17 protein-coding genes are annotated in these 22,451 nt (G+C 45.0%); 16 read left to right on the forward strand and 1 reads right to left on the reverse strand.

Annotation, left to right across the window (positions count from 1 at the left end):
- Nucleotides 1-2 precede the first annotated feature (2 nt).
- From DW036_RS15430 to DW036_RS15505, 16 genes are all read left to right on the forward strand, one after another.
- The gene (locus DW036_RS15430; RefSeq protein ID WP_118465166.1) at nucleotides 3-1,262 is read left to right on the forward strand and encodes an ABC transporter permease; all 1,260 of its coding nucleotides are present in this window, start codon (nucleotides 3-5) and stop codon (nucleotides 1,260-1,262) included.
- A 24-nt stretch (nucleotides 1,263-1,286) separates the two neighbouring features.
- On the forward strand, nucleotides 1,287-2,603 hold the full coding sequence (locus DW036_RS15435) for an ABC transporter permease (RefSeq protein WP_118465167.1): 1,317 nt from the start codon (nucleotides 1,287-1,289) through the stop codon (nucleotides 2,601-2,603).
- Between the two features lie 5 nt (nucleotides 2,604-2,608).
- Complete coding sequence (locus tag DW036_RS15440) at nucleotides 2,609-3,904, forward strand: ABC transporter permease (RefSeq protein ID WP_118465168.1); 1,296 nt, start codon at nucleotides 2,609-2,611, stop codon at nucleotides 3,902-3,904.
- Between the two features lie 18 nt (nucleotides 3,905-3,922).
- On the forward strand, nucleotides 3,923-5,212 hold the full coding sequence (locus DW036_RS15445; RefSeq protein WP_118465169.1) for an ABC transporter permease: 1,290 nt from the start codon (nucleotides 3,923-3,925) through the stop codon (nucleotides 5,210-5,212).
- A gap of 6 nt (nucleotides 5,213-5,218) precedes the next feature.
- A complete protein-coding gene (locus tag DW036_RS15450) occupies nucleotides 5,219-6,505 on the forward strand; it encodes an ABC transporter permease (RefSeq protein ID WP_118465170.1) in 1,287 nt (428 codons plus the stop codon).
- 174 nt (nucleotides 6,506-6,679) lie between these two features.
- Complete coding sequence (locus DW036_RS15455) at nucleotides 6,680-7,345, forward strand: ABC transporter ATP-binding protein (protein ID WP_118465171.1); 666 nt, start codon at nucleotides 6,680-6,682, stop codon at nucleotides 7,343-7,345.
- 33 nt (nucleotides 7,346-7,378) lie between these two features.
- The gene (locus DW036_RS15460; RefSeq protein WP_118465244.1) at nucleotides 7,379-8,653 is read left to right on the forward strand and encodes an ABC transporter permease; all 1,275 of its coding nucleotides are present in this window, start codon (nucleotides 7,379-7,381) and stop codon (nucleotides 8,651-8,653) included.
- A gap of 15 nt (nucleotides 8,654-8,668) precedes the next feature.
- Nucleotides 8,669-9,931: an FtsX-like permease family protein gene (locus DW036_RS15465; protein WP_118465172.1), complete on the forward strand. Its 1,263-nt coding sequence runs from the start codon at nucleotides 8,669-8,671 to the stop codon at nucleotides 9,929-9,931.
- Nucleotides 9,932-9,971: 40 nt separating this feature from the next.
- A complete protein-coding gene (locus DW036_RS15470; protein WP_118465173.1) occupies nucleotides 9,972-10,592 on the forward strand; it encodes a GIN domain-containing protein in 621 nt (206 codons plus the stop codon).
- On the forward strand, nucleotides 10,592-11,884 hold the full coding sequence (locus tag DW036_RS15475; RefSeq protein WP_118465174.1) for an ABC transporter permease: 1,293 nt from the start codon (nucleotides 10,592-10,594) through the stop codon (nucleotides 11,882-11,884). Before DW036_RS15470 ends, DW036_RS15475 begins: the two co-directional genes overlap by 1 nt.
- 26 nt (nucleotides 11,885-11,910) lie before the next feature.
- Entirely contained in the window at nucleotides 11,911-13,149 is a 1,239-nt protein-coding gene (locus tag DW036_RS15480; protein WP_118465175.1) for an ABC transporter permease, read from the forward strand.
- 13 nt (nucleotides 13,150-13,162) lie between these two features.
- A complete protein-coding gene (locus DW036_RS15485; protein ID WP_118465176.1) occupies nucleotides 13,163-14,443 on the forward strand; it encodes an ABC transporter permease in 1,281 nt (426 codons plus the stop codon).
- A 2-nt stretch (nucleotides 14,444-14,445) separates the two neighbouring features.
- A complete protein-coding gene (locus DW036_RS15490; RefSeq protein ID WP_118465177.1) occupies nucleotides 14,446-15,720 on the forward strand; it encodes an ABC transporter permease in 1,275 nt (424 codons plus the stop codon).
- Nucleotides 15,721-15,748: 28 nt separating this feature from the next.
- Nucleotides 15,749-16,987, forward strand: coding sequence for an ABC transporter permease (locus tag DW036_RS15495; protein WP_118465245.1), 1,239 nt, complete (start codon nucleotides 15,749-15,751; stop codon nucleotides 16,985-16,987).
- A gap of 27 nt (nucleotides 16,988-17,014) precedes the next feature.
- The gene (locus DW036_RS15500) at nucleotides 17,015-18,328 is read left to right on the forward strand and encodes an FtsX-like permease family protein (protein WP_118465178.1); all 1,314 of its coding nucleotides are present in this window, start codon (nucleotides 17,015-17,017) and stop codon (nucleotides 18,326-18,328) included.
- Nucleotides 18,329-18,468: 140 nt separating this feature from the next.
- Nucleotides 18,469-21,084: a PAS domain-containing sensor histidine kinase gene (locus DW036_RS15505; RefSeq protein WP_118465179.1), complete on the forward strand. Its 2,616-nt coding sequence runs from the start codon at nucleotides 18,469-18,471 to the stop codon at nucleotides 21,082-21,084.
- Between the two features lie 2 nt (nucleotides 21,085-21,086).
- Here DW036_RS15505 and DW036_RS15510 read toward each other — a convergent pair whose 3' ends face one another.
- Nucleotides 21,087-22,322 carry a fucose isomerase gene (locus DW036_RS15510; protein ID WP_118465180.1) on the reverse strand — a complete coding sequence of 412 codons (1,236 nt, stop codon included), beginning with the start codon at nucleotides 22,320-22,322 and terminating at the stop codon, nucleotides 21,087-21,089.
- Nucleotides 22,323-22,451: the final 129 nt, after the last annotated feature.

Consider the following 22,451-nt stretch of genomic DNA (forward strand, 5'->3'; position numbering starts at 1 on the left):
CCATGATACGTCATCTCATCACTCTGATATGGAACCAGCGCAAACAAAATGGCTGGATATTTGCCGAAATGGCATTGGTTTTACTGGCTGTCTTTATGATTACGGATGGCGGTTATAGTAAATACACTCTTTATAATGAGCCTTTAGGTTATGATATCAATCGTTGCTGGCGGCTTCATCTGGAGGAAACGGAACCTGGTAACGAAGGTTATACAGGCGAGGACGAACGTGGAGCCAAATGTTGGGAACGTATCACGGAATTGACTCGACGCCTGATGAATACCGGTGAGGTGGAAGCTGTGGGATGCAGCTTTTACAGTTGCCCCTACAGTCAGGGCAATTCGTGGACGAGCGTTGAACCGGCAGGTGCGGATAGTGTCAATGCTTATTCGGAATCTTTGCACCGCCAACTGGGTGATGCCGGTTTCTTTGAAGTTTTCGGCATTCATGACGTGAATGGAAAACAGATACGCGAACTGGAAAATCCGGCAAAAGATGAGGTTATCCTGACGGAGAAGGTAGCGCAGAAGTTTTTCGGTGGGAAGGAACCGCGCGGCCGGTTGGTAAATACCGGCGAACTGGACGGGACGCCTGTGCTGGCTGTTGCCCCTACTATTCGTGAGAATGATTTTGAACCGGCTACTCCCACGTTCTATATTAAAGCTTCTGGTTCTACGATGGAAGAGCTTTTCGAGTGGTATCGTCCTTCTTCATTGGAATATTCGCTACGCATGAAACGTGATATGACACAGACTGAGATGGAAGAATGGCTTGCTTCTTTGGGTGAACGGTTGACGTCCGGCAATATCTATGTAAATGCCGTAACAGGTTTTAAAGAGATGCGTGCCGACCGTATAGATTATGCTATAACGGATTGGCAAATGATACAACTCGTTGTCGCTTTCTTGTTGCTGAATGTGTTTTTTGGTGTTACCGGGACTTTCTGGATGCGTACACAGGCACGCCGTTCGGAAACAGGATTGCGTATGGCTGTCGGTGCGTCGAAGGGGCGGATTGTATTCTGGCTCAATGCGGAGGGATTATTAATTCTGTTGCTGGCGTTGATTCCTATCATTATTATTGTGCTCAATTTCCACCACATGGATTTATTGAGTGCTAAAGTTCCTTATACGGCAGGTCGTTGGATTGTAGATTTTGCTATTTCATTGGGAGCTCTCGCAATGATGATTGTATTGGGCATTGCGGTGCCGGCACGCTGGATTATGAAAGAGCAACCGGCTGAAGCGTTGCATCACGAATAAATAAACTACTTAATATATTCAGGGATGGTAAAAATCTATTTGAAGCAAGCATGGGTCTTGTTGAAGCAGAATCCGCTTTTCAGTACTCTTTACATAGTCGGTACAGGGCTGGCTATTGCTATGACTATGATTGTAGCCGTGATTTACTACGTCAAGGTAGCCCCGGTTTATCCAGAGTTGAATCGCATGCAAACGCTTTATCTGACTTCTGCAAGATTTCAAAAAGGAACGGAGCAGAATAAACAGACTTTTCAATGGGCCGTTTCCTATCAGGCATTACAAGAGTGGTTTTATCCGTTGAAGAATGCTGAGGTTGTTTCGGGGGTTATGAATAACAGGTCAGATGACAATTATATTCAACCGGCCGACCGTAGCGGGGATTTTACAGTAAGTTTAAAGTTGGTTGACCCGAATTTCTTTTGCATCTATCCATTTTATTTTTCGGAAGGTAAGGCTTTTACTACATCTGACCTTGAAAGCGGTATCTGTACGGCTGTCATAACAGAAGAACTGGCCCGTCGCCTGTTTGGCATGACCGAAGGTGTGGTGGGACGCTCGTTTAGTTTGGATTATGTCAATTATCGAGTTTGTGGTGTTGTGCGTAGTGCAAGTTATCTGACTTCGGATTCTTATGCGCAGGTCTATATCCCTTATAGTGTAATTCCTAAATATCGTGACTCCAATTATGGAATACCTTATCTAGGTGCATTTGGCGTTACTTTTCTTGTAAAGGACGATGCGCAAGCTGAAGCGTTGCGTGCCGAAATTCAGGAAATTGTCCGTAAGGAAAATCTGTTGCATGCGGATGAGTGGCAGGTGAATCTTTGGGAACAACCTACATCCCATTTGCAGCGATTGTTTAAACCTTATCCTAGTATGACTACCGGTGTATGGGCACAGATACGCTATCTTCTTTTAATATTGCTGGTGCTCCTGCTGGTTCCTGCCTTGAATCTGAGTGGGATGATAGCGAGTCGTATGGAAAGCCGCTTGTCGGAAATGGGAGTGCGTAAGTCATTCGGTGCCGGCCGTGGCGGATTGCTTTCACAAGTGATGTGGGAGAATCTCTTATTGACATTGTTGGGTGGTATATTGGGATTATTGTTGGCGTGGTTTGCTCTGTATACTTGTCGTGAGTGGGTATTTATGATATTGGAAGACTGGGCCGAACCGGTTCCGGAAGGAGTGAATGTGCTGGTTTCCGGGGAGGTGCTGTTTGCCCCGGTGGTATTTGCTGTTGCTCTTTTGTTCTGTATCTTGCTGAATTTATTATCAGCGTTGATTCCGGCATGGTATGCGTTACGGAAGCCGATTGTGTATTCACTGAATGAAAAAAGATAAAGACTATGCTGAAACTTATATTAAAGAACCTGTGGGCACGCCGTCGCCGTAATGGCTGGTTACTGGCGGAATTGATTCTGGTCAGTATTGTTACGTGGATTATCCTTGACCCGGTTATCGTGATGACGTATGACCGTAGTATTCCTTTAGGTTATGATACTGACCGCCTTTGTTTTGTTACTCTCAGTACCTTGCAGCCACAAGCGCCCGGTTATAATGAAGAGGCTGAGGATTCGGCTATGATTATGAAATCTTACTTTAATATGACACGATTGGTAAAGGACTATCCCGGCATAGAATCAGCTGCTCCGGTATTGGGTTTCGCTTATCCCAATTCGACGGGGAATAGCAATACAGCCATCCGTGCGGAAGGTGATACCTTGGATTTGCCGGTAATGATTATGGAGTTTATACCTCATACGAATTTCTTCGAAACTTATGGCTTTCGCTCCGAACGAGGCAGAACCCCAGCAGAATTATCGGATTATGACTATACGGAAAATGACATCGTATTGACAGAAAATACGGCTGAACATTTGTTCCACACTAAAAATGCGGGTAATAAGCGTTGTTGGTCTAAAGAGGGGAACGATACAATTTATTCACCGGTTATCGGTGTAGTGGGAAACTTTAAAGCAACCAGCGATTCCCGTCCGGCTCCTGTCATTTTTCGTCCTTTGATATCTATTGATATGGAAGATGCTTACGATGATATGCGGATATTGCTTCGTTTGAAAGAGAATGTGAGTATGAAGCGTTTCTTGCATGATTTTCAACCGTGGATGGTGAAAGAGTTGCGGGTCGGTAATCTTTTTGCCCGTAACGTTCGGTCTTATGAAGCATTGATAACGAAAAATGAGTCTTATGATGTTACCCCGCTGTATCGGCGTAATCTGGCAATGGCGGCATTTTTTTTAATTAATCTTTGCTTGGGTGTTATCGGTACTTTCTGGTTACAGACACGTACTCGTCGCGAAGAAGTGGGGGTTATGCTTTCCTTTGGCGGTACGCCGGGATATATTGTCCGCTTGTTGATGGGTGAAGGAACAGTGCTGACGTTTGTAGCTGTATTGACAGGCTGCTTGCTTTATTTGCAATATGCTGTTAAAGAAGGACTGGAGAGAGGTAACAACTGGAGGCAAATTATTGATGAATGTTGGATCACGGATTTCGCGCAGCATTTCCTCATCGTATCATTCATTGTTTTCTTTATTCTGTTGGCGGTGGTATTGATCGGGATCTATATTCCTGCCCGTAAGATTAGTCGTATCCCACCGACAGAGGCATTACGTGACGAATAATAAAAATATGACTATACTATGATTAAACTTTATCTGAAACAGGCCTGGACGCTGATAAAGCAGCATCGTCTCTTTACTGGTATCTATGTGGTGGGTACAGGGCTTTCAATAGCTCTTTCCATGACAATGTTTATCATCTTCTACGTAAAGTTTGCAGCTATATATCCGGAGTATAACCGCGACCGGATGATAGTGCTGAAAATGATGAAATCTTATCCCAAGAATGATGACAAGAGTTGGAACTGTTCCGGTGTCAGTTATGATGTCGTGAAGATGTTGCAGGACTTGCCACACCTGAATGCTATTGGTGCCACATCAAGTAACTATCGCGAAAATTATGTGGAGGTTCCGGATAATAATGAGCCTATAGGTATTGCTCCGCTTTATACGGATACAGGATTTTGGCAGGTCTTTACATTTCATTTCCTGTACGGCAAGCCTTTTACACAAGCAGATGTCGATGCAAAACGCAGGGAAGTGGTTGTTCCGGTAAGTTTGGCGAGGCGATTGTTTGCTGTGGATGATGTTGTAGGCAGATATTTTAAAATGGATGCGCAGGAATACCGGATTTGCGGTGTGGTTGACGATGTTTCTGCTGCTACACCTTCTTCCGTTGGAGATATATGGATGCCGATAACGCTTAATTCCTGGATTGTATCGGACAATACAGGAAAATTGGTAGGCAATGCGCAAATATACATGACGGCACCTACGGCTGCGGATAAAGAAGTTTTGAAGGAAGAAGTGCGTGAGGTTTTCCGAAAATTCAATCTTGCAGCTCCTAAATATATGAATGACCTTATGGGGCAACCTGATGATTACTGGACCAGTACATTCCGGGTGAATTCATGCGGAGCTCCCGATCTGGCATCCGAGTTGAGAGTATATCTTTATATGTTGCTTGCTCTGCTTTTCATCCCTGCTATGAACCTGAGCGGTATGATGTCTTCGCGTATGGACGAACGACTTGCTGAGTTGGGTGTACGCAAAACCTATGGCGCGACTAACGGAAGCCTTATCGGACAAGTGCTGTGGGAAAATCTTCTGCTTACCTGCATCGGCGGTTTGCTCGGCCTGCTGATTTCTTATCTGATTGTGCTGACGGCGAGTGATTGGATACTGACCCTTTTTGACAGTTATACGGATGTTGAGAAGACTCCTTTCCTTTCATTTGAGATGCTTTTCAATCCGATGGTTTTCTGTACGGCATTCGGACTTTGTGTGTTGCTTAATCTCATATCCGCACTTATTCCTGCGGTATGGGCATTGCGCCGTACTATTACTCAGTCGTTGAACTCTAAACGTTAATATGCTATGATGAAGATAATAAGACATCAGTTATGGAATCAATGTCGGCAGAATGGATGGATATTTGTAGAACTGGTTGTCGTGAGCTTTTTCCTTTGGACGGTAATTGATCCTATTTATGTGTTGACGTCTAATCTCGCTATTGCTCCCGGCTATGATGAGGAACGGGCATACGCTCTTTATATGGACTACTATGACGAACAGCATGGCAACTATGACAAGTCGCAGGACAGTACTGCCATCAAACAGGAAAACCTGTATCGCATCACCCGTCTGGTGAAGAACTGTCCCGAAGTGGAAAGTTTTGCCTTGGTGACTAATGCAAGTTTTCCAAATTGTAATTCGTGGAATGGCGGAGAGTACTTTAATGATACTATAAAGGTACATTCTCAATACTACCAATTCATACAGACAGAAGGTGGTGATGTATTTCGTACATTCGGTATGAAGGATGCCAAAAGTGGTGAAATAATGTCCCTGCCGGAAGACTGTGCCGCCCGTGAGGGAGTCTTTGTTTCAGAACGTATGGCAAACGACCTCTTCGGTACTACGGATGCGGTAGGTAAGAAAGTGAGGTATTATGACAGTACCTATCACGAGGTAATGGGAGTGTTGCAGGACTATAAACACCGGATTAATGAACAGCCGGGTAACTTGCTGATAGAGGTAGATGGCAAGATTCCGGGCTATAAATGGATTCAGCGGATGTATATGGTGACTTTCCGGTTAAAGCCGAATGTGGATGTTGCTGCTTTTGAGAAACGTTTCAAAGCGGAAGTAGTTCCACAACTCAACGTTGGTAATTTCTATTTTACGAAGTTAGGACGTTTTACAGATATCCGTCGCAAATATGAAAATGAGAGTGGAGTGACGAATACCTTGCGTCTGCAATATTCACTGGCGGGGTTTGCCTTGTTGTGTGTATTCCTCGGTATGGTGGGCACATTCTGGATACGTTGTAATGCGCGGAGACAGGACATCGGATTGATGCGGAGTATGGGGGCTACCCAAAAAGGTATCTGTAATCAGTTCCTTATGGAAGCATGGTTGTTGGTGACGATAGCATTTATCGTTTCTCTGCCGTTAACAATACATCGTGTCTATATGTCCGGCTTTGCTAATCCTACTGAGAATGGAAATCCCGATTACTGGCAAAATCAGCCGTATACGCACTTCTCTATAGTCAGCATATTGACTTATGTGATATTACTTGTTATTGCTTTATTGGGTACTTATGCACCCGTCACTCGGGCAGCGAAGATATTGCCTGCTGAGGCTTTGCGTGACGAATAGGATAGAAGCGGACAACTGAAAACGAACAGGGTGTTCATTTTCGGACACATGCTTGTGAACTTAATTAGCTGATAATGAGTATATGTCTTTTTTGGCATATCATTTGATTAATATATGTGAAGAACAAATAAATTACGAATTGAATCAATTAATAACAATTAAATACTTACCATTATGATTAAATTGACTGAGATAAACAAGATTTATCGTACGAATGAGATTGAAACCGTGGCATTGGAAAATGTGAACCTTGAAGTTGAAAAAGGAGAATTCCTCAGTATCATGGGACCTTCCGGTTGCGGAAAATCCACATTGCTGAATATTGTAGGGCTTTTGGATGCTCCGACGAGCGGGATAATTGAGATCGACGGTACTCGTACGGATGGTATGAAGGATAAGCAATTGGCTGCTTTCCGTAATAAGAAGCTGGGTTTTGTGTTTCAGTCTTTCCATTTGATTAACTCATTGAATGTGCTTGATAATGTAGAACTTCCTTTATTGTATAGAAAGGTTTCTGCAAAGGAACGCCGCCATTTGGCAGAAGAGGTGCTGGCGAAGGTTGGTTTGAGTCATCGTATGCGTCACATGCCTACACAACTCTCCGGTGGTCAGTGTCAGCGTGTAGCTATTGCCCGTGCTATTATTGGTAATCCTGAGATCATCCTTGCCGATGAGCCGACCGGTAACCTGGACTCTAAGATGGGTGCTGAGGTAATGGAACTGTTGCATCAGTTGAATAAGGAAGACGGGCGTACAATCGTAATGGTAACCCATAATGAGGAGCAGGCTAAACAGACCAGTCGTACGGTACGCTTCTTCGACGGACGCCAGGTAGAATAAATAAATTGTAATTTGTAACTCGTAATTATTATGATGCAAACTATTCGTCAAGCCTTTACGATTCTGAGGCAGAATCCGTTGCTGAGCACTATATCCATATTGGGTACGGCTTTTGCCATTACCATGATTATGGCTATCGTGATTACCTGGCAGACGAAGTATGCTGACTTGGAACCGGAGGTGAACCGCAGTCGATGTCTGTATTTCTCTGCCATGCATATGCAGGGAAAGGAGAATAAGGATTGGAACAATTATAATGCCCCTTCAGCTGCTTTCATGAAAGAGTGTATACAGCCGCTTTCTGAAGTGGAAGCTTGCACTGCATTCACTAAGACAAATGTAGCACTGGTGTCTCTGGCCGATGGAAGCAATCGCTTGAAGGTGGATGCAGTGAATACTGATCCTGACTTCTGGAAAGTATTCAGTATGCAGTTTCTTGCTGGAAGGGCGCTTACTGAGGCTGATCGGGGAGGAGACATGCGATCGGTTGTGATCTGCGCTTCTGTGGCCCGAAAACTCTTTGGAACTACGGAGGTTACGGGGCAACAAATATTGCTGAACAGAGAACTGTCGCGTATCATCGGAGTTGTAAAGGATGTTTCCGTCACCGCTAAGGATGCTTATGCCCAAGTGTGGGGGCTATACCATATTGATGAACTGAAAGTAACCGGCTATTGGAGTTATAGTGGCGGAAAGACTATTGCAGTAATGGCACGTACTCCTGATGATTTTCCCGCCATAAAGCAAGGAGTAGAGAAACGGGTGAAGGATATCAATGCCGGTATGGAAGAAATGCAGATAGACATTATGGAGCAGCCTGACAATATTGTGGCGCATGTGAACCATGTTTGGGCTAATGTAGGACCGGATCTGCCGATGCTTTATTTGCAATATGCCATTGCCCTCTTCATCATTCTGCTGGTACCCTCTCTGAATCTTTGCGGACTGAGCAATAGTCGTATGCAACAACGTGTCAGCGAGTTAGGCGTGCGCAAAGCTTTCGGGGCAACGAATAGCACACTTATCCGCCAGATATTAAATGAAAATCTGGTACTGACATTGATAGGAGGCATCGTAGGATTAATATTCAGTTACCTTGCTGTCTACGCTATGCGTACGTGGCTATTCACTAATAGCCAAAATATTGGTACGGCAGGTGATTTTAGTCTGAGCATGGACGCATTGTTTAGTCCACTGGTATTTGTGTTGGCTTTTGTCTTCTGTCTGGTGATTAATTTGCTGAGTGCGGGACTACCTGCTTGGCTTGCTGCCCGTCGTACGATTGTGGATTCATTGAATGATAAATAGAAGGAGAAGAACTTTATGAAATTCATACTACATAATCTACGCATGATTTGGTCTCGCCTACGTAGCAATGGCTGGGTATTGGCTGAGTTATTTCTGGTGTTCATCGTGATGTGGTTCCTTTGTGACTCACTGGGTTGCCTCAAATATACTTTTTACCGTCCCCTTGGTTTCAACATTGACCACGTTTACACGCTCACCACGGTTATAGGTGGTCCAACCAATGACACGACGCTGACAAATGCCGACAGATATCTGCGTGCATTGCAGAAACTGGAGCAAGAACCCAGCGTTGAAGCAGCTACCCTGTGCTACTGGAGTTTGCCGATGAATGGAAGCAACAGTTACAATTCACTGGCTGCGCAAGATACTATAGGAGTAAATGCACGTATCATCAACGCTACCGGCGGATACATTAACGTCTTCCGCATGAGCGATGATCCGCAACGTCCCTTTGCGAAGACCCCTTCGGGATGGGACAATGTGATGCTGAGCCAGGCTGCTTTCGACCGTTTTCAGAAAAGGATGCCAACGTTCTCGCTGGATACACCATTGAGTAAATACGGTGACTCTACATCAGTCGTCACGCAGGGTGGAAAGATAGAAGCTTTCAGAACTTATCGCTACGGAAGTGATGCCGTCTGTTTCTTCTATCGCATAGATGAGAATCTGATAAAAACACAGTTTACCGATGATTGGGCGCAAATCGTTTTTCGTGTGAAGCCTGTTGCCGATGGCCCCGACTATCGTACAAATTTCATTCGTGAGATTGCACCCAGACTGGATGTAGACGATCTGTTTGTAGCCGATGCGGTGCCTTATACTGAGCAACAACTGCAATTTGAAGTCATGAACGGCGATACGGATAAAGTGAACAGTCAGGCTATCGTTGTGCTCTTCTTACTTGTGAATGTATTTTTGGGGTTAATAGGTACTTTCTGGTTCCGCACGCGCCGCCGTCGCAGTGAGATCGCCTTACGACTGGCAATGGGGAGTACAAAGAATCAGGTGTTCAGATTACTGGCGGGCGAAGGATTATTGTTGCTGGCATTAGTAACACTGCCTGCCATGATTATCTGCTATAATATAGGTATTGCAGAGTTTACCATCGGACGAACGGAACTTATTTCTACCTGGCCGGTAGAGTGGAATTTTGTACGTTTCCTGCTTGGTTCCTTAGGGGCTTGGTTCCTGATAGCGCTTATGGTGATGGTGGGTATTTGGTTTCCGGCGCGACAGGCGATGAAAATACAGCCGGCTGAAGCTTTACATGAAGAATAGAAAAGAGAAATAGTAGAAACAATTTTAAATAGCAAAACTTATGAAGACTTTATTTATAACTTTGAGTTTATTATTTGCCGCAGTAGCCGGCACAGTATATGCAGCTAATGAAAAGGACCCGCAGGTAAGCGAAGTTCGTAAGGTGGAAGCTTTTTCTTCTGTAAAGGTAACGTCTGTAGCGACGGTGTATTTTACGCAGAGTAATTCTTATTCTTTGAAAATAGAAGGTAGAGAAGAGTATGTAACCACTACTACTACGGAGGTAAAAGGAGATTGCCTGATTATTGGTTTTAAAAATAAGAAAGATGGTGATAATAATCGTAACAAAGGTGTGACTATTTATCTGAGTGCACCCGATCTGAAAGATGTAGAGTTTACTGGTGTAGGTTCTTTCAACTGTGAAGGTGCACTGAAGCTGAATGATGTCAATTTCGAGATCGAAGGCGTAGGTAAAGTGAATGTGAAAGACCTGACCTGTAAATCTCTCGTTGTAAAGATGGAAGGTGTGGGTAAAGCTGATATCCATGTGGATTGTGATCGTTTGCGTGCCAGCATGGAAGGTGTAGGTAGCGTTACTCTAAGTGGGCAGGCACGTCAGGCAGATATTTCTAAGGGTGGTATTGGTGGAGTGAATACACGTAATCTGAAGATTGGAGAATAATGATAAAGCAATATTTTACTCAGGCTTGGGCACAGCTTCGGCAACAACCGCTGATAAGTGCTGTCAGCATAGCCGGTACGGCACTTGCCATTTTCCTCATTATGCTGGTGGTGATGATGCAGCAGGTGAAGGTGGCGCCTTTTGCTCCGGAGAGCAACCGTGACCGCTTTCTGCATGTCCACTTCATGAGTATTACGAATAAGAATTGGGGTGGTGGAAGCAGTAACGGACCGATGAGTGTCAAGACAGCACGCGAGTGTTTTCAATCTTTAAAAATACCCGAAGCAGTGACTATCTACACTTGCATGGTTGTTTCCACACCTGTCAATTTGCCGGGACAACCGGCTGTGGGCATTGACTTGTTGCAGACGGATGATGTTTTCTGGCATGTATTTGATTATTCTTTCACTGCCGGAAAACCTTATGATAAAGCAACGTTCGATGCCGGATTACCCGTAGCAGTGATTACGGAGAGCGTAGCGCGCCGACTGTTTCAAACTACAGATGCTGTGGGGCGTGAATTTCTGTTGAACCATGCACCCTATAAAGTAGAAGGCGTGGTGAAAGATGTTTCTACACTGGCCAATGTTGCTTACGGGCAAGTATGGGTACCTTATACTTCGACGGAAATAACTAAGGACACTTGGAGTGATGCCCATATGGGTATGATGAGTTGCACTATGCTGGCCCGGAGTCGTGATGACTTTGATGCCATTCGTACAGAAGCGGAACGTCGCAGACAAGAGTACAATAGTATTATTGGTGAGGATGGCTATGAGTTGATATACCGTAATCGCCCTTATGACCAGGAGAAAAGTTCCATCGCTTTCAGTGCCAATCAGGAGCCTGACTTGGATCAGCATCGTCGCCAGCGTATGATTATTTTCATAATCCTGCTGATCGTGCCTGCTATAAACCTGAGTAGTATGACGCAGAGCCGACTCCGCCAACGTGTGGCAGAGATAGGTGTACGCCGTGCATTCGGTTCAACAAAGTTGGAATTGATGGGACAGATTATAGCTGAAAATCTGGTTGTGACACTGCTGGCCGGTGCTTTGGGATTGCTGTTGAGCGTAGCGTTTGCTTACTTGGGCAACACACTATTGTTTGCACAGGAATTCAGTCAGACATTGAGCCCTCCCACTGTGGATGCCAGCATATTACTGCATGCATCGACTTTTGGTTGGGCGTTGCTGTTCTGCTTTCTGCTGAACTTATTGAGTAGCGGTTTTCCGGCATGGCGTGCTTCGAGAGTGGGAATTGTAAATGCGTTGGGCGGTCGCCTGCACTAATCACTAATCACTAAACATTAAAGAAAATGACCAAGAAACTTCTTGTACAGATAAAGAACGAATGGCTCAGCAACCTCTGGCTGGCGTTAGAGCTGCTTGTGGTGAGCGTAGTGATGTGGTATGTGGTGGACTACCTATACACCCGTGCGGCTACCTATCTGGAACCCCGCGGATTCAACATTGAACACTGTTACCTGATAGAGTTGGGCGAACTGACGCCAAAGAGTCCGGATTACATTGTCGACCGGAAATCAGAAGATACTCACAATGATATTGCTGAACTGGTAGAAAGGTTGCGTCGCCGCCCAGAAGTGGAAGCTGTCAGCCTTTCACAGAACTCCTATCCCTATAATGGAAGTAACAGTAGTGGAGAGGTGAAAATCGACACGTTGAACTCTCCCGGTTGGACTATCCGTCGCATGGTGACCCCCGACTTTGTCCGTGTCTTCCGTTATCAGGGTGCACAAGGTGAGACGCCCGAACAAATGGCTGAAATGCTGGAGCGCGGTGAAATTCTTACTTCTAACAATCTTTATAATAAATATAATCGTAAGATGACTGAATTCATAGGTCAACGCTTTCAACTTTTTGGTGACACGACAAGAACCTATCGTTTGGGGGCTGCATTACAAGATGTGCGTTATCATGACTATGACCAGGCGCGTTATTCGTACTGCTTCTTATGCAAACAGTCATTCTATTATGTAGGCCTGGAACTTTGTGTCCGTGTTCGTGAGGGGCAGGATCATGATTTCATTCAACGTTTGAAGGCAGACAGTGAATCCCAGTTTCGGATAGGTAATATTTTTATTTCAGAAATTCGTTCTTTCCATGATATACGCCGTAACTTCCAGCAAGCATGGACCAATGATATCCGTAACTATGTAATGGGTATGGGATTCCTGCTTTTGAATATTTTCCTCGGATTGCTTGGCACATTCTGGTTCCGTACCCAGCAACGTCGTTCAGAGATTGCATTGCACAAAGCCCATGGGGCGACGGACCGTGCTATCTTCAGCCGATTGCTGAGTGAAGGTTTGCTGTTGCTGGCAGTTGTTACGCCTGTAGCATTGGTTATAGACTGGAATCTGGCACACATGGAATTGAATTCATGGAGAAACGGTACTACATTGGAGTGGGACAGATTATTGTTCTGTGCACTTATCAGTTTCGTGTTGATTGCTCTGATGATTGCCATCGGCATTGGTATTCCGGCACGTAAGGCGATGAAGGTACAACCGGCTGAGGCTTTACATGACGATTAAATGACTTTAAAATATGATACGACTTTATTTCCTTCAAGCCCTCTACCACTTGCGCGAGAACCCTATCATTACTTGGGTGTCCGTGTTAGGTACGGCAATGGCCATCTGTATGATTATGGTGCTTGTCATTACTTTCCAGGTGCGTCTCGTAGATTGTGAGCCTGAAGTGAATCGTTCACGTACACTCTACGTACCTTATATGTCCGTTAAGCTGAAAGGGAAATCGGACAATGAATCGGCTAATGCTTCTATGTCAGTGCGTACTGGACGTGAATGTTTCCGTGCGTTGACTACGCCCGAAGCCGTGACTTTAGTCAGTAGTGCTGGCAAAGTGCGTGCATCTGTGCCTGCCGGATCGAAAGCTACTGCTGATATGGTACAGACTGATGAAGCTTTCTGGAGCGTTTTTAGTTTCCGTTTTCTCAGTGGTGCAGGATTTACCCGTGCTGATTGTGATGCCGGATTACCGCGTGCCGTGCTGAGTGCTACGATTGCCCGCCAACTCTTTGGTACTACCGATGTTGTCGGGCATACGGTGCAATTAAACTATGTAGATTACACAGTTGCAGGTGTTGTGGCAGACGTGTCTATGCTTGCTACGTCCGCTTATGCACAGATATGGGTACCTTACACTGCAGCCGATGCGGAATCCCTCTCTTGGCGGGATGACACGATGGGGCCTATGCATGCGGTTATCCTTGCCCACTCATCGGCGGACTTTGATGCGATCCGAAAGGAAACAGAACTCTTACGCCAAAAGTATAATGACGGATTACGGGATGTAGAGATTTTCTATCGCGGGCAACCCGATACACAACTGGCTTATCTCTATCGTCGTTGGTACGCTGAACCTGATGTTCCCGGAGTTATGTTACGTTATGGTATCGTTATCGCTATCTTATTATTGGTTCCGGCAGTGAACTTATCCGGCATGACTCTTTCACGTATGCGTCGCCGTATGGCGGAGATAGGTGTGCGTAAGGCTTTCGGTGCTACTGGCGGTGAACTGATGCGGCAAGTTTTCTTTGAGAATTTAGTGCTGACGTTGCTGGCCGGTGTTGTCGGATTAGCATTGAGTTATGCAGCCACATTCCTACTGAATGATTTTCTTTTCAGTAATTCGACGAATGCCTACCTCAGTGGAGAGACAGCACTGACTCCCGGTATGTTATTATCACCGTGGGCTTTTATAGCAGCTTTCGCATTCTGCCTCCTGATGAATGTACTTTCTGCAGGTATTCCTGCATGGCGTGCGTCGCGGATGAATATTACTGATGCAATAAACCAAAGATAGCTATGAAGAATCTACTTACACAAATTAAAAATGAATGGCGAAGTAACCTCTTTCTGCTCGTGGAGTTACTGCTGGTTTTTGCTGTACTTTGGTACATTGTAGACTGGGTTACTGTCACTGCGCGTGTTTATCGCGCTCCGATGGGCTTTGATACGGAACATTGCTATAACTTGTCTTTCAGTACCTTGACATCCAAGTCGGCGCTTTATAATCCGGAACTCACAGTTGAGGATAATATAGATGCTTTGCTTGAGGTAACCGAGCGTTTACGGCATCGTCCGGGTGTGGAGGCTGTCTCCATTTCACAGAACTGTTACCCTTATAATGAGGGAAGTAACAGCGCTCAGTTTTATTTGCAGGATAGTATTCATGTGGGTGCTTATCTGGTTTGGTCTGATCCGGATTTCTATCGTGTTTTCCGTTATCAGGCAGTTGATGGAGGCTCTTCCGAGCAACTGGCTGCTGCTATTTCCGACCAAACCATGATTATCACGTCCAATGTCACTGAGGATTATCCAGTACTTGATTTACCCGATGCACGTCCGCTATTGAATCGTGAAGTGGCTCTGACTTATCCCGATCGTGGGTATCATCGTCGTATTGCTGCCATTGCCGTTCCTGTACGCCGTTCTCATTTTGAAACATCGCACGAATGGGGTGGGGCGTTTATCGGGCATAATCTGAATAGAGATGAGCTGATTAATGAGCTGGGTAACGTGCGCTATGTTCAGGTGAGTCTCCGTGTCTCTCCTAATGAGGACAACGACTTTGTAGATGCACTTATGGCAGATGCCGACCGTTTATATAGGGTAGGTAATATCTTTCTGTTGGAGGCATCTTCTTTCAGCGATATTCGTCACATCAGCGAACTTGAAGATGTGAACGAAGTGAAGACACAGCTTTGCATCCTTTTCTTCCTGATGCTGAATATCTTCTTGGGAGTGATTGGTACGTTCTGGTTCCGTACGCAACATCGTCGCCGTGAAGTGGCGTTACGTATGGCAATGGGATCCAGTCGTCGCGGTATCTTTCTGCGCTTGATGGGAGAAGGCATATTACTCTTGACGGTAGCTGCCATTCCTGCTTTGATTATTGCTTTTAATGTGGGTATTGCCGAGTTGGTGGATATCAGTAAAATGCAATTTACAGTCGACCGGTTCCTGATTGCAGCTATACTTACGTGGTTGCTTATGGCGTTGATGATTGTAGTCGGCATCTGGTATCCTGCTTATAAAGCCATGCAGTTACAACCTGCTGAGGCACTTCATGACGAATAGTGTTGTTTTCTTAGAAAAAATATACCTAATGATAATCAGACAATCATTTACACTTTTGCGACAAAATCCGTTTTTCAGCGTCGTTTCCATCATCGGTACGGCGGTGAGTATTGCTTTTGCCATGGTAGTCTACATGGTTTATGACATTCAGACTGCCAATATTCGTCCCGAATCGCATCGTGATCGGATGGTTTATTCGTCTTATGGTTATAGCTATCGTAAGGCAGACCATAGTAATGCAAACACTGGCATGTCTTACCAGGCTGCCAGTCGTGTTTTCGAGGACCTACCCGGTGCGGAACTTGTTACTTATACCAGCTATGTTTTCATGGAGTATTGCGGTGCTTCACCCGAGAAAGGTAACCGTTATCAGAAGCGTCGTGTCGATCTGAACTTCTGGCGTCTTTATGACATTCGTTTCGTAGCCGGTCGTCCTTTCGATCAACAAGAATTTGATGCTTGTTCGGATGTTGTTGTCATTGCCGAGCGGTTGGCACGCGAAGCTTTCGGTTCTGCTGAAGAAGCTATTGGCAAGAGCTATTTTGTCGGTTTCCGTCCCAAACGTGTAGTAGGGGTTACGGAAGATGTAAGTTCCCTTTTCACCTTCGCTTATGGCGAGGTGTGGGTGCCTTACTATACTAAAGACCCGGCTTGGGGGAGTGAAGGTTTGCGTGGTGGCTTTGAAGCGATGGTGTTGTGTAAACCTGATGTCAGTTTGGATGAAATGAAACAACAGATAGAAAGTTCATTGGATCGCTTGAATGCGTCACTTACTGAATATGAGTTGGCACTTCCCGACCTGAGTACTTATGCTGAGCGCCAGTTCTTCCGTGATGATTTTCTTAACCCTATGGCTACTTGCATCTTTCTGGGACTTATTTTACTTATTGTGCCTGCAATCAATGTCAGTGGACTTATCTCTTCCCAGATGTCACGTCGTCTGTCGGAACTTGCGGTGCGCAAAGCTTATGGTGCCAGTCGTCTGACCTTGATGTCACAGTTACTGATTGAGAACTTGCTGATGGCGTTTATCGGTGCATTACTGGGATTCCTGCTCTCATGCCTGTTGTTATGGTTGGGTAAAGATTGGATGTTGGCAGGCGGATATACCAGTGGAAACTTTGAGGTTAGCATTTGGCTTTTCCTACGGCCTGCTGTATTCCTGATGGTATTGGGCGTATGTCTGCTTTTCAATTTGCTATCCGTATTTATTCCGGCATGGAATGCCACTCGCCGTCCGATAGCAGAAGTTATCTGCGGAGAATGATTGTTTAAAAACTAAAGATAACCCATTATGATAAAGTCCATTCTGACCCAAATTTGGAACCAACGCCGCTTGAACGGTTGGATCTTCGCAGAACTGCTGATTGTTTTCGTGTTGTTATGGTATTGTCTTGACATGCTCTATGCCTTTGCTTATGCAGAACGTCAGCCTAAAGGGTATGATCTGGAGCATGTATATAAAGTCCGTATTTCCACGAATCCCACTCAGTTGGTGCTTTGTTCTTCCGAAGATAGTTTGCAAAATTTCTGGTTCAAGCCTATGGAGGAAGTATTTCGTCGTATCAAACAAAATCCGGATGTAGAGAGTGCCAGTATTTGGCTTGGTTCTGATGCTTATACTCGAAACACTGTATTCCAAGGATACACTACAGACAGTATAAGTGTGAAGGATGCTAATATTCGTTATGTATCTCCTGAATACTTTGATGTAATGCGGATTCCGATACAAGAAGGTACAGGAATGTTTTCTACAGATATGAATGCTTTTGAAAGTACCTCCGGTTCTTCGCTGTCATTTGCTTCAGTCGAGTGGAATCCTGCTGTCACTCCATTGCCCGCTGTCATCACATTAGAGCTGGCTGACAGTCTTTTTCACGCTCATAACGGAGTATTAGGGAAGGAATTTTTCGACTACTATACAGGTAGCAGTCTCCGATACCGGGTGACTGCCGTATGCGACCATCAGAAAACAGATGATTATGCCCGCTATGAATCTTTCATTCTGACCCCTCTTCCTGATTGGTTTTATAGCATGCAGGCTGTTCCTTTTATTTCCATTCGCGTGCGTCCCGAAGCTGATACGAATGATTTTGCGACCCGCTTCTTTCGTGATATGACGCCTCAGTTGCAGGTTGCTCCGTTCTATTTGTTTGAGGTTCGTAGCTATGATGAACAGAAAGCGGAGCGTGATGCATCCGAGGGGATTACTCCGTATATCCGTAGTGCACGGCTTATCGCTATATTCTTTAGCTTCAATGTTTTTATCGGGTTGATGGGTACTTTCTGGTTCCGTACTCGTCACCGCCGTAGTGAAATAGCTTTGCGTATGGCGATGGGAAGCAGTCGTTCCCGGATACGTTCCCGGTTGTTGGGAGAAGGGTTGCTGTTGTTGGTGCTGGCTGCTATTCCGGCTCTGATTATTTGCGGTAATCTGGTTATGGCGGAAGCTATAATGACAGAACAGGCTGATGCTACCGGACTTCGTTTTGTTGTAGTCTCATTATTCACTTTCTTTCTTATGACTTTGATGGTAATTGCCGGTATCTGCTTCCCTGCTGCACAGGCGATGCGAGTTAAACCGGCGGATGCCTTACACGACGAATAGTCAGGTTTTCTTCTATATGTGCACCTTTTCTTTTGCATAGGGTAAAAGAAAAGGTGCATTCTGTTCTGTTTTTCAATATAATCCGTATATTTGCGAGGAAAAGTCATAGCACATTTATCCAAACAGAAGAAAATTCAGATATGAAGAGACGCTTACTCCTCATTATGTTCATCGGATTGTTTCCCTGCATTGTATTTGCCGGACACTTCTCCGCTGCAGAACGTACATACAACGTGCTTTTCATCCAGTCATATAATCATCGTACTCCCTGGAATGACCGGTTGACGGAAGGAGTGCGTGATGGTCTGTCACGTGGAGGTATAAAAGCGAAAGTTACAACAGAATATCTGGATGCCGATTACTGGGCTTTTTCATCAGAGTGTGTCATCATGCGGCGTATTTGTGAACGGGCGCGCCAGCGAAATACAGATCTTATTATTACTGCCAGTGATGAGGCTTTCTATACCTTGATGCATTGTGGGGATTCCTTACCCTATAAGTTACCTGTTGTTGTATCGGGTATTAAGTATCCCAATGAAAAACTGATGTCGAAGTTGCCCAATGTTTGTGGGTATACATCCAAGATTGATTTTGTACACCTGCTCGAAAATGCACGTCATATATTTCCCAATCGTACAGAAGTTGTTTGTGTTTCGGACAGTAGTCTTTTAGGGCTTAGAGGGGTTGCTGAATTAGAGCGTGCATGGCCTGATTACCAAAAGTTTCATCCTGAATGTAAGTTGAAAGTAATGAATGTGCAGGCACAAGCTCCCAATCCTGTTATCTCTTCCATCTGCTATGATTATAATGCTTATAATCGTATTGTCATTGCTCCCAAATGGACACCTTTCCTTTCTTTCATTGGAAAGAATTCTAAAGCTCCGGTGTTTGCCGGGCAAAGTCTTGCATTGACAAATGGAGTATTCTGTGTGCATGATATGGAACCTTATGAAGGGGCCAGTGCGGCGGGCAAGTGTGCGGCTCAGGTTTTGCAAGGTGCTTTACCCTCTGTGATAGGAGTTGTGGATCTTCCAGGTAGGCTGCTTTATGACTTCAAGCAGTTGGATTTTTTTAGAGTAAACGCTGATAAAGTGAGTGATAGTGGCATTATCATGAATGCGCCTTTGATGGAGCGTTATCGTATTTGGTTTGTGCTGTTATACTCTATTGTTGTTGGATCATTGGTCTTCCTTGTAATCTGGCTCTATCGCTTGAACCGTCATGAATCCCGTCGTCGTATGCACGCCCAGACACGTCTGTTGATACAGAATCGTCTGGTTGAACAACGTGATGAATTTGATAATATCTTCTGTTCTATTCGTGACGGACTGATTACCTATGATACGGATTTCCGTATACATTTTGTCAACCGTGCTTTGATGTTGATGCTCGAACTGGACCCTGACACTCATACGGCACGTTCTTACGAAGGGCAGATGGCGGGTTCCATCTTTCACATTTATTCAAACGGAGAGGACATTCTGCAATCTTTACTGAAACAGGTGAGGACAGAGCGTCGTGTAATTCCTATTCCGGAAAAGGCTTTCATGCAGGAAATTCATAAAGGAACCTATTTCCCTGTTTCCGGTGAGATTGTACCGATCTATTCCAAGAACAAGATGACAGGTATGGCTATTTGTTGCCGCAATATTTCGGAGGAAGAAATGCATAAACGCTTCTTCAATCTGGCTGTGGACGCAAGTTCTGTATATCCTTGGCAATATGACATACGCACACATAGTTTCCATTTTTCAGGTGCATTGCTTGATTACTTCGGGCTTCCCGGTAAGCAGACTATCTTGCGGAAAGAGTTGGAGTTTTTTATCCATCCGGATGATTTGGAAGAGGCTCATCAACATTTCACTGCCATTTTCAAAGGTGAGGAAATGGATACCCGGATGAGTTTCCGTATGCGTAGCGGAGAGGGTAAATATGAATGGTGGGAATTTCGTAGTGCTTCTTACAACGGCTTGGATTCCGAGGCACCGTATATGGTACTGGGTGTTTGTCAAAGTATCCAGCGTTATAAGGCTACCGAAGAAGAGCTGATAGCAGCCCGTGACAAAGCTTTGCAGGCTGATACTCTGAAGTCGGCTTTCCTTGCCAATATGAGTCATGAAATCCGTACCCCGCTGAATTCTATTGTCGGCTTCTCCGACTTGCTGAAGGACATCGAGGCATTCAGTCCTGAAGAAGTGAAACAGTTTGTGGATACGATCAATACGAACTGTACCTTATTGCTGGCATTGATTAATGATATTCTCGATTTGTCCCGTATCGAGTCCGGTTCGATGGATTTCCGTTTTGCCGGATACAACCTCACGTTTGTGATGCAGCAGATCTATGACTCTCAGCGCCTGAGTATGCCTCGGGGTGTGGAACTGGTAATGAAGTTGCCCGAAGGTGAGAGTAAATCGATAATAACGGATTCTGTCCGTCTGAAACAGGTGATTAACAACTTCATCAACAATGCCAAGAAGTTCACTACTCAAGGCTCTATCACTTTCGGTTTCCAGACAGAAGACCCGGGCTACACCGTTTTCTTTGTGGAAGATACCGGAAGTGGCATTTCGGAAGAGAATCAGCGACGCATATTCGAGCGTTTCTATAAAGTGGATAGCTTTACGCAGGGTGCCGGTCTGGGACTGAGTATTTGCCAGACTATTGTAGAGCGTTTCAGAGGTGAAATAAACGTATCTTCTGAATTAGGAAAAGGTACACGCTTTACAGTACGTGTACCCGATTTTAATGAATAGTATTATTCAACTCTTTTGCATCCGTTTGCTTGCAGGAATTCATCTAGTAGTATTTCGTAATTCCCCTGTATCAGGATATGGTGGTTTCCCAATGGATTTTTGAGGAAATACTCTGCTGGTGTATCCAGCTTTATGCGTACCTGTGTGCGGCACATATTGATGTAGTTCGTATTTTCGGTCAGGGTGCCTGTACTCAGGTAATATTCGTCCAGACATTCTCCGCCACATTTTACCAGAGTTACGTGTCCTGTAGGAAGGATTCCCTGAATACCGATACCCATTTCTGTTTCAAAGTGGCTGCGGATAATGTATTGCTCCGTTTGTGCAATACCCACGGTGCAGTGTGCAAGTACGATTTCGTTGGTGCGTGCATTGATCATGGAAGGGTTTGCCATGAAAGAAGCCTTGCCGGTCAGTACTTTTACGGCAAGTTGGGTAAAGATAGATTGCAGGTCACCTTCGCATCCGGCAATGATGCCATCATCGTTCAATAGGGAGAGAGCGAGGCATCCGGTGGTTCCGGTTTGCTCTATCAGTTTGAAACAGCTCAGGGTGAGTGCGCTCAGTTTTTCTTCCTCCACAATCCGTTTAATGGCGCGATACAGGCGCATTGCTTTTATCAGATCCTCCGGTGTTGCTTCGCGGCAGGCAAGTGCTTTACCGGCAAAAGTGGCGCAGGCTTCGCCTACTTCATCATCAGTTATCTGATTATAATACTCATAAACGCGTTCCAGTGGTATGTCCGTATATTCAATTCCCCAGCGCCGTTTGGAGAGAAGGTAATCTACATTGCTGGCAACAAGCCAGGAAGAGGGGGAGCCTATAACACCGATACGCGATCCGGAGAGTGCCCGTTGGGCTTTGAAGTTGTTGTGGAGTACGAAGATACGTTTGATGATTTCGGGCAGTTCTCCGTGGAGGATTTCATTTTTCATTCCCCGGCCACGTAGCCAGGATGAGATTTCGAGAGCGGCAGCGAGTGAGTTTTGCATGCCATCGGCCAGTAAGATTGCAGGGCGGGGCAGAGACTCGAAGTGCTGGATAACCAACCGTTCTACACCGCCGGTAGCAATGAAAAGCAGGCTGAAATCATCTTTAGTAAGTTTGTTTATGTTTTGATATTCTACGATATTTACAGTGAAATATTTCTCCAGTTCGTTTAGGATAAGTTCGTGAGAGCTGAGAACGGATGCTTGTTTATGAAGCAACGATGCAAATGTTATCAAGTTTAATACCATGGCATTGTATATGATTTACGATTTGATATCCAAAGGTACAATTTCTTTTGAATTCATCACTATCTTTTAAGTCATAGCTAGTGTTTTTAAACTTTTTTGCCAATGCTCTCCCGTCATTTCAAATAAAGT

The sequence above is a fragment of the Bacteroides sp. AF39-11AC genome (genome assembly GCF_003474285.1).
In the GTDB taxonomy this organism is placed as follows: domain Bacteria; phylum Bacteroidota; class Bacteroidia; order Bacteroidales; family Bacteroidaceae; genus Bacteroides.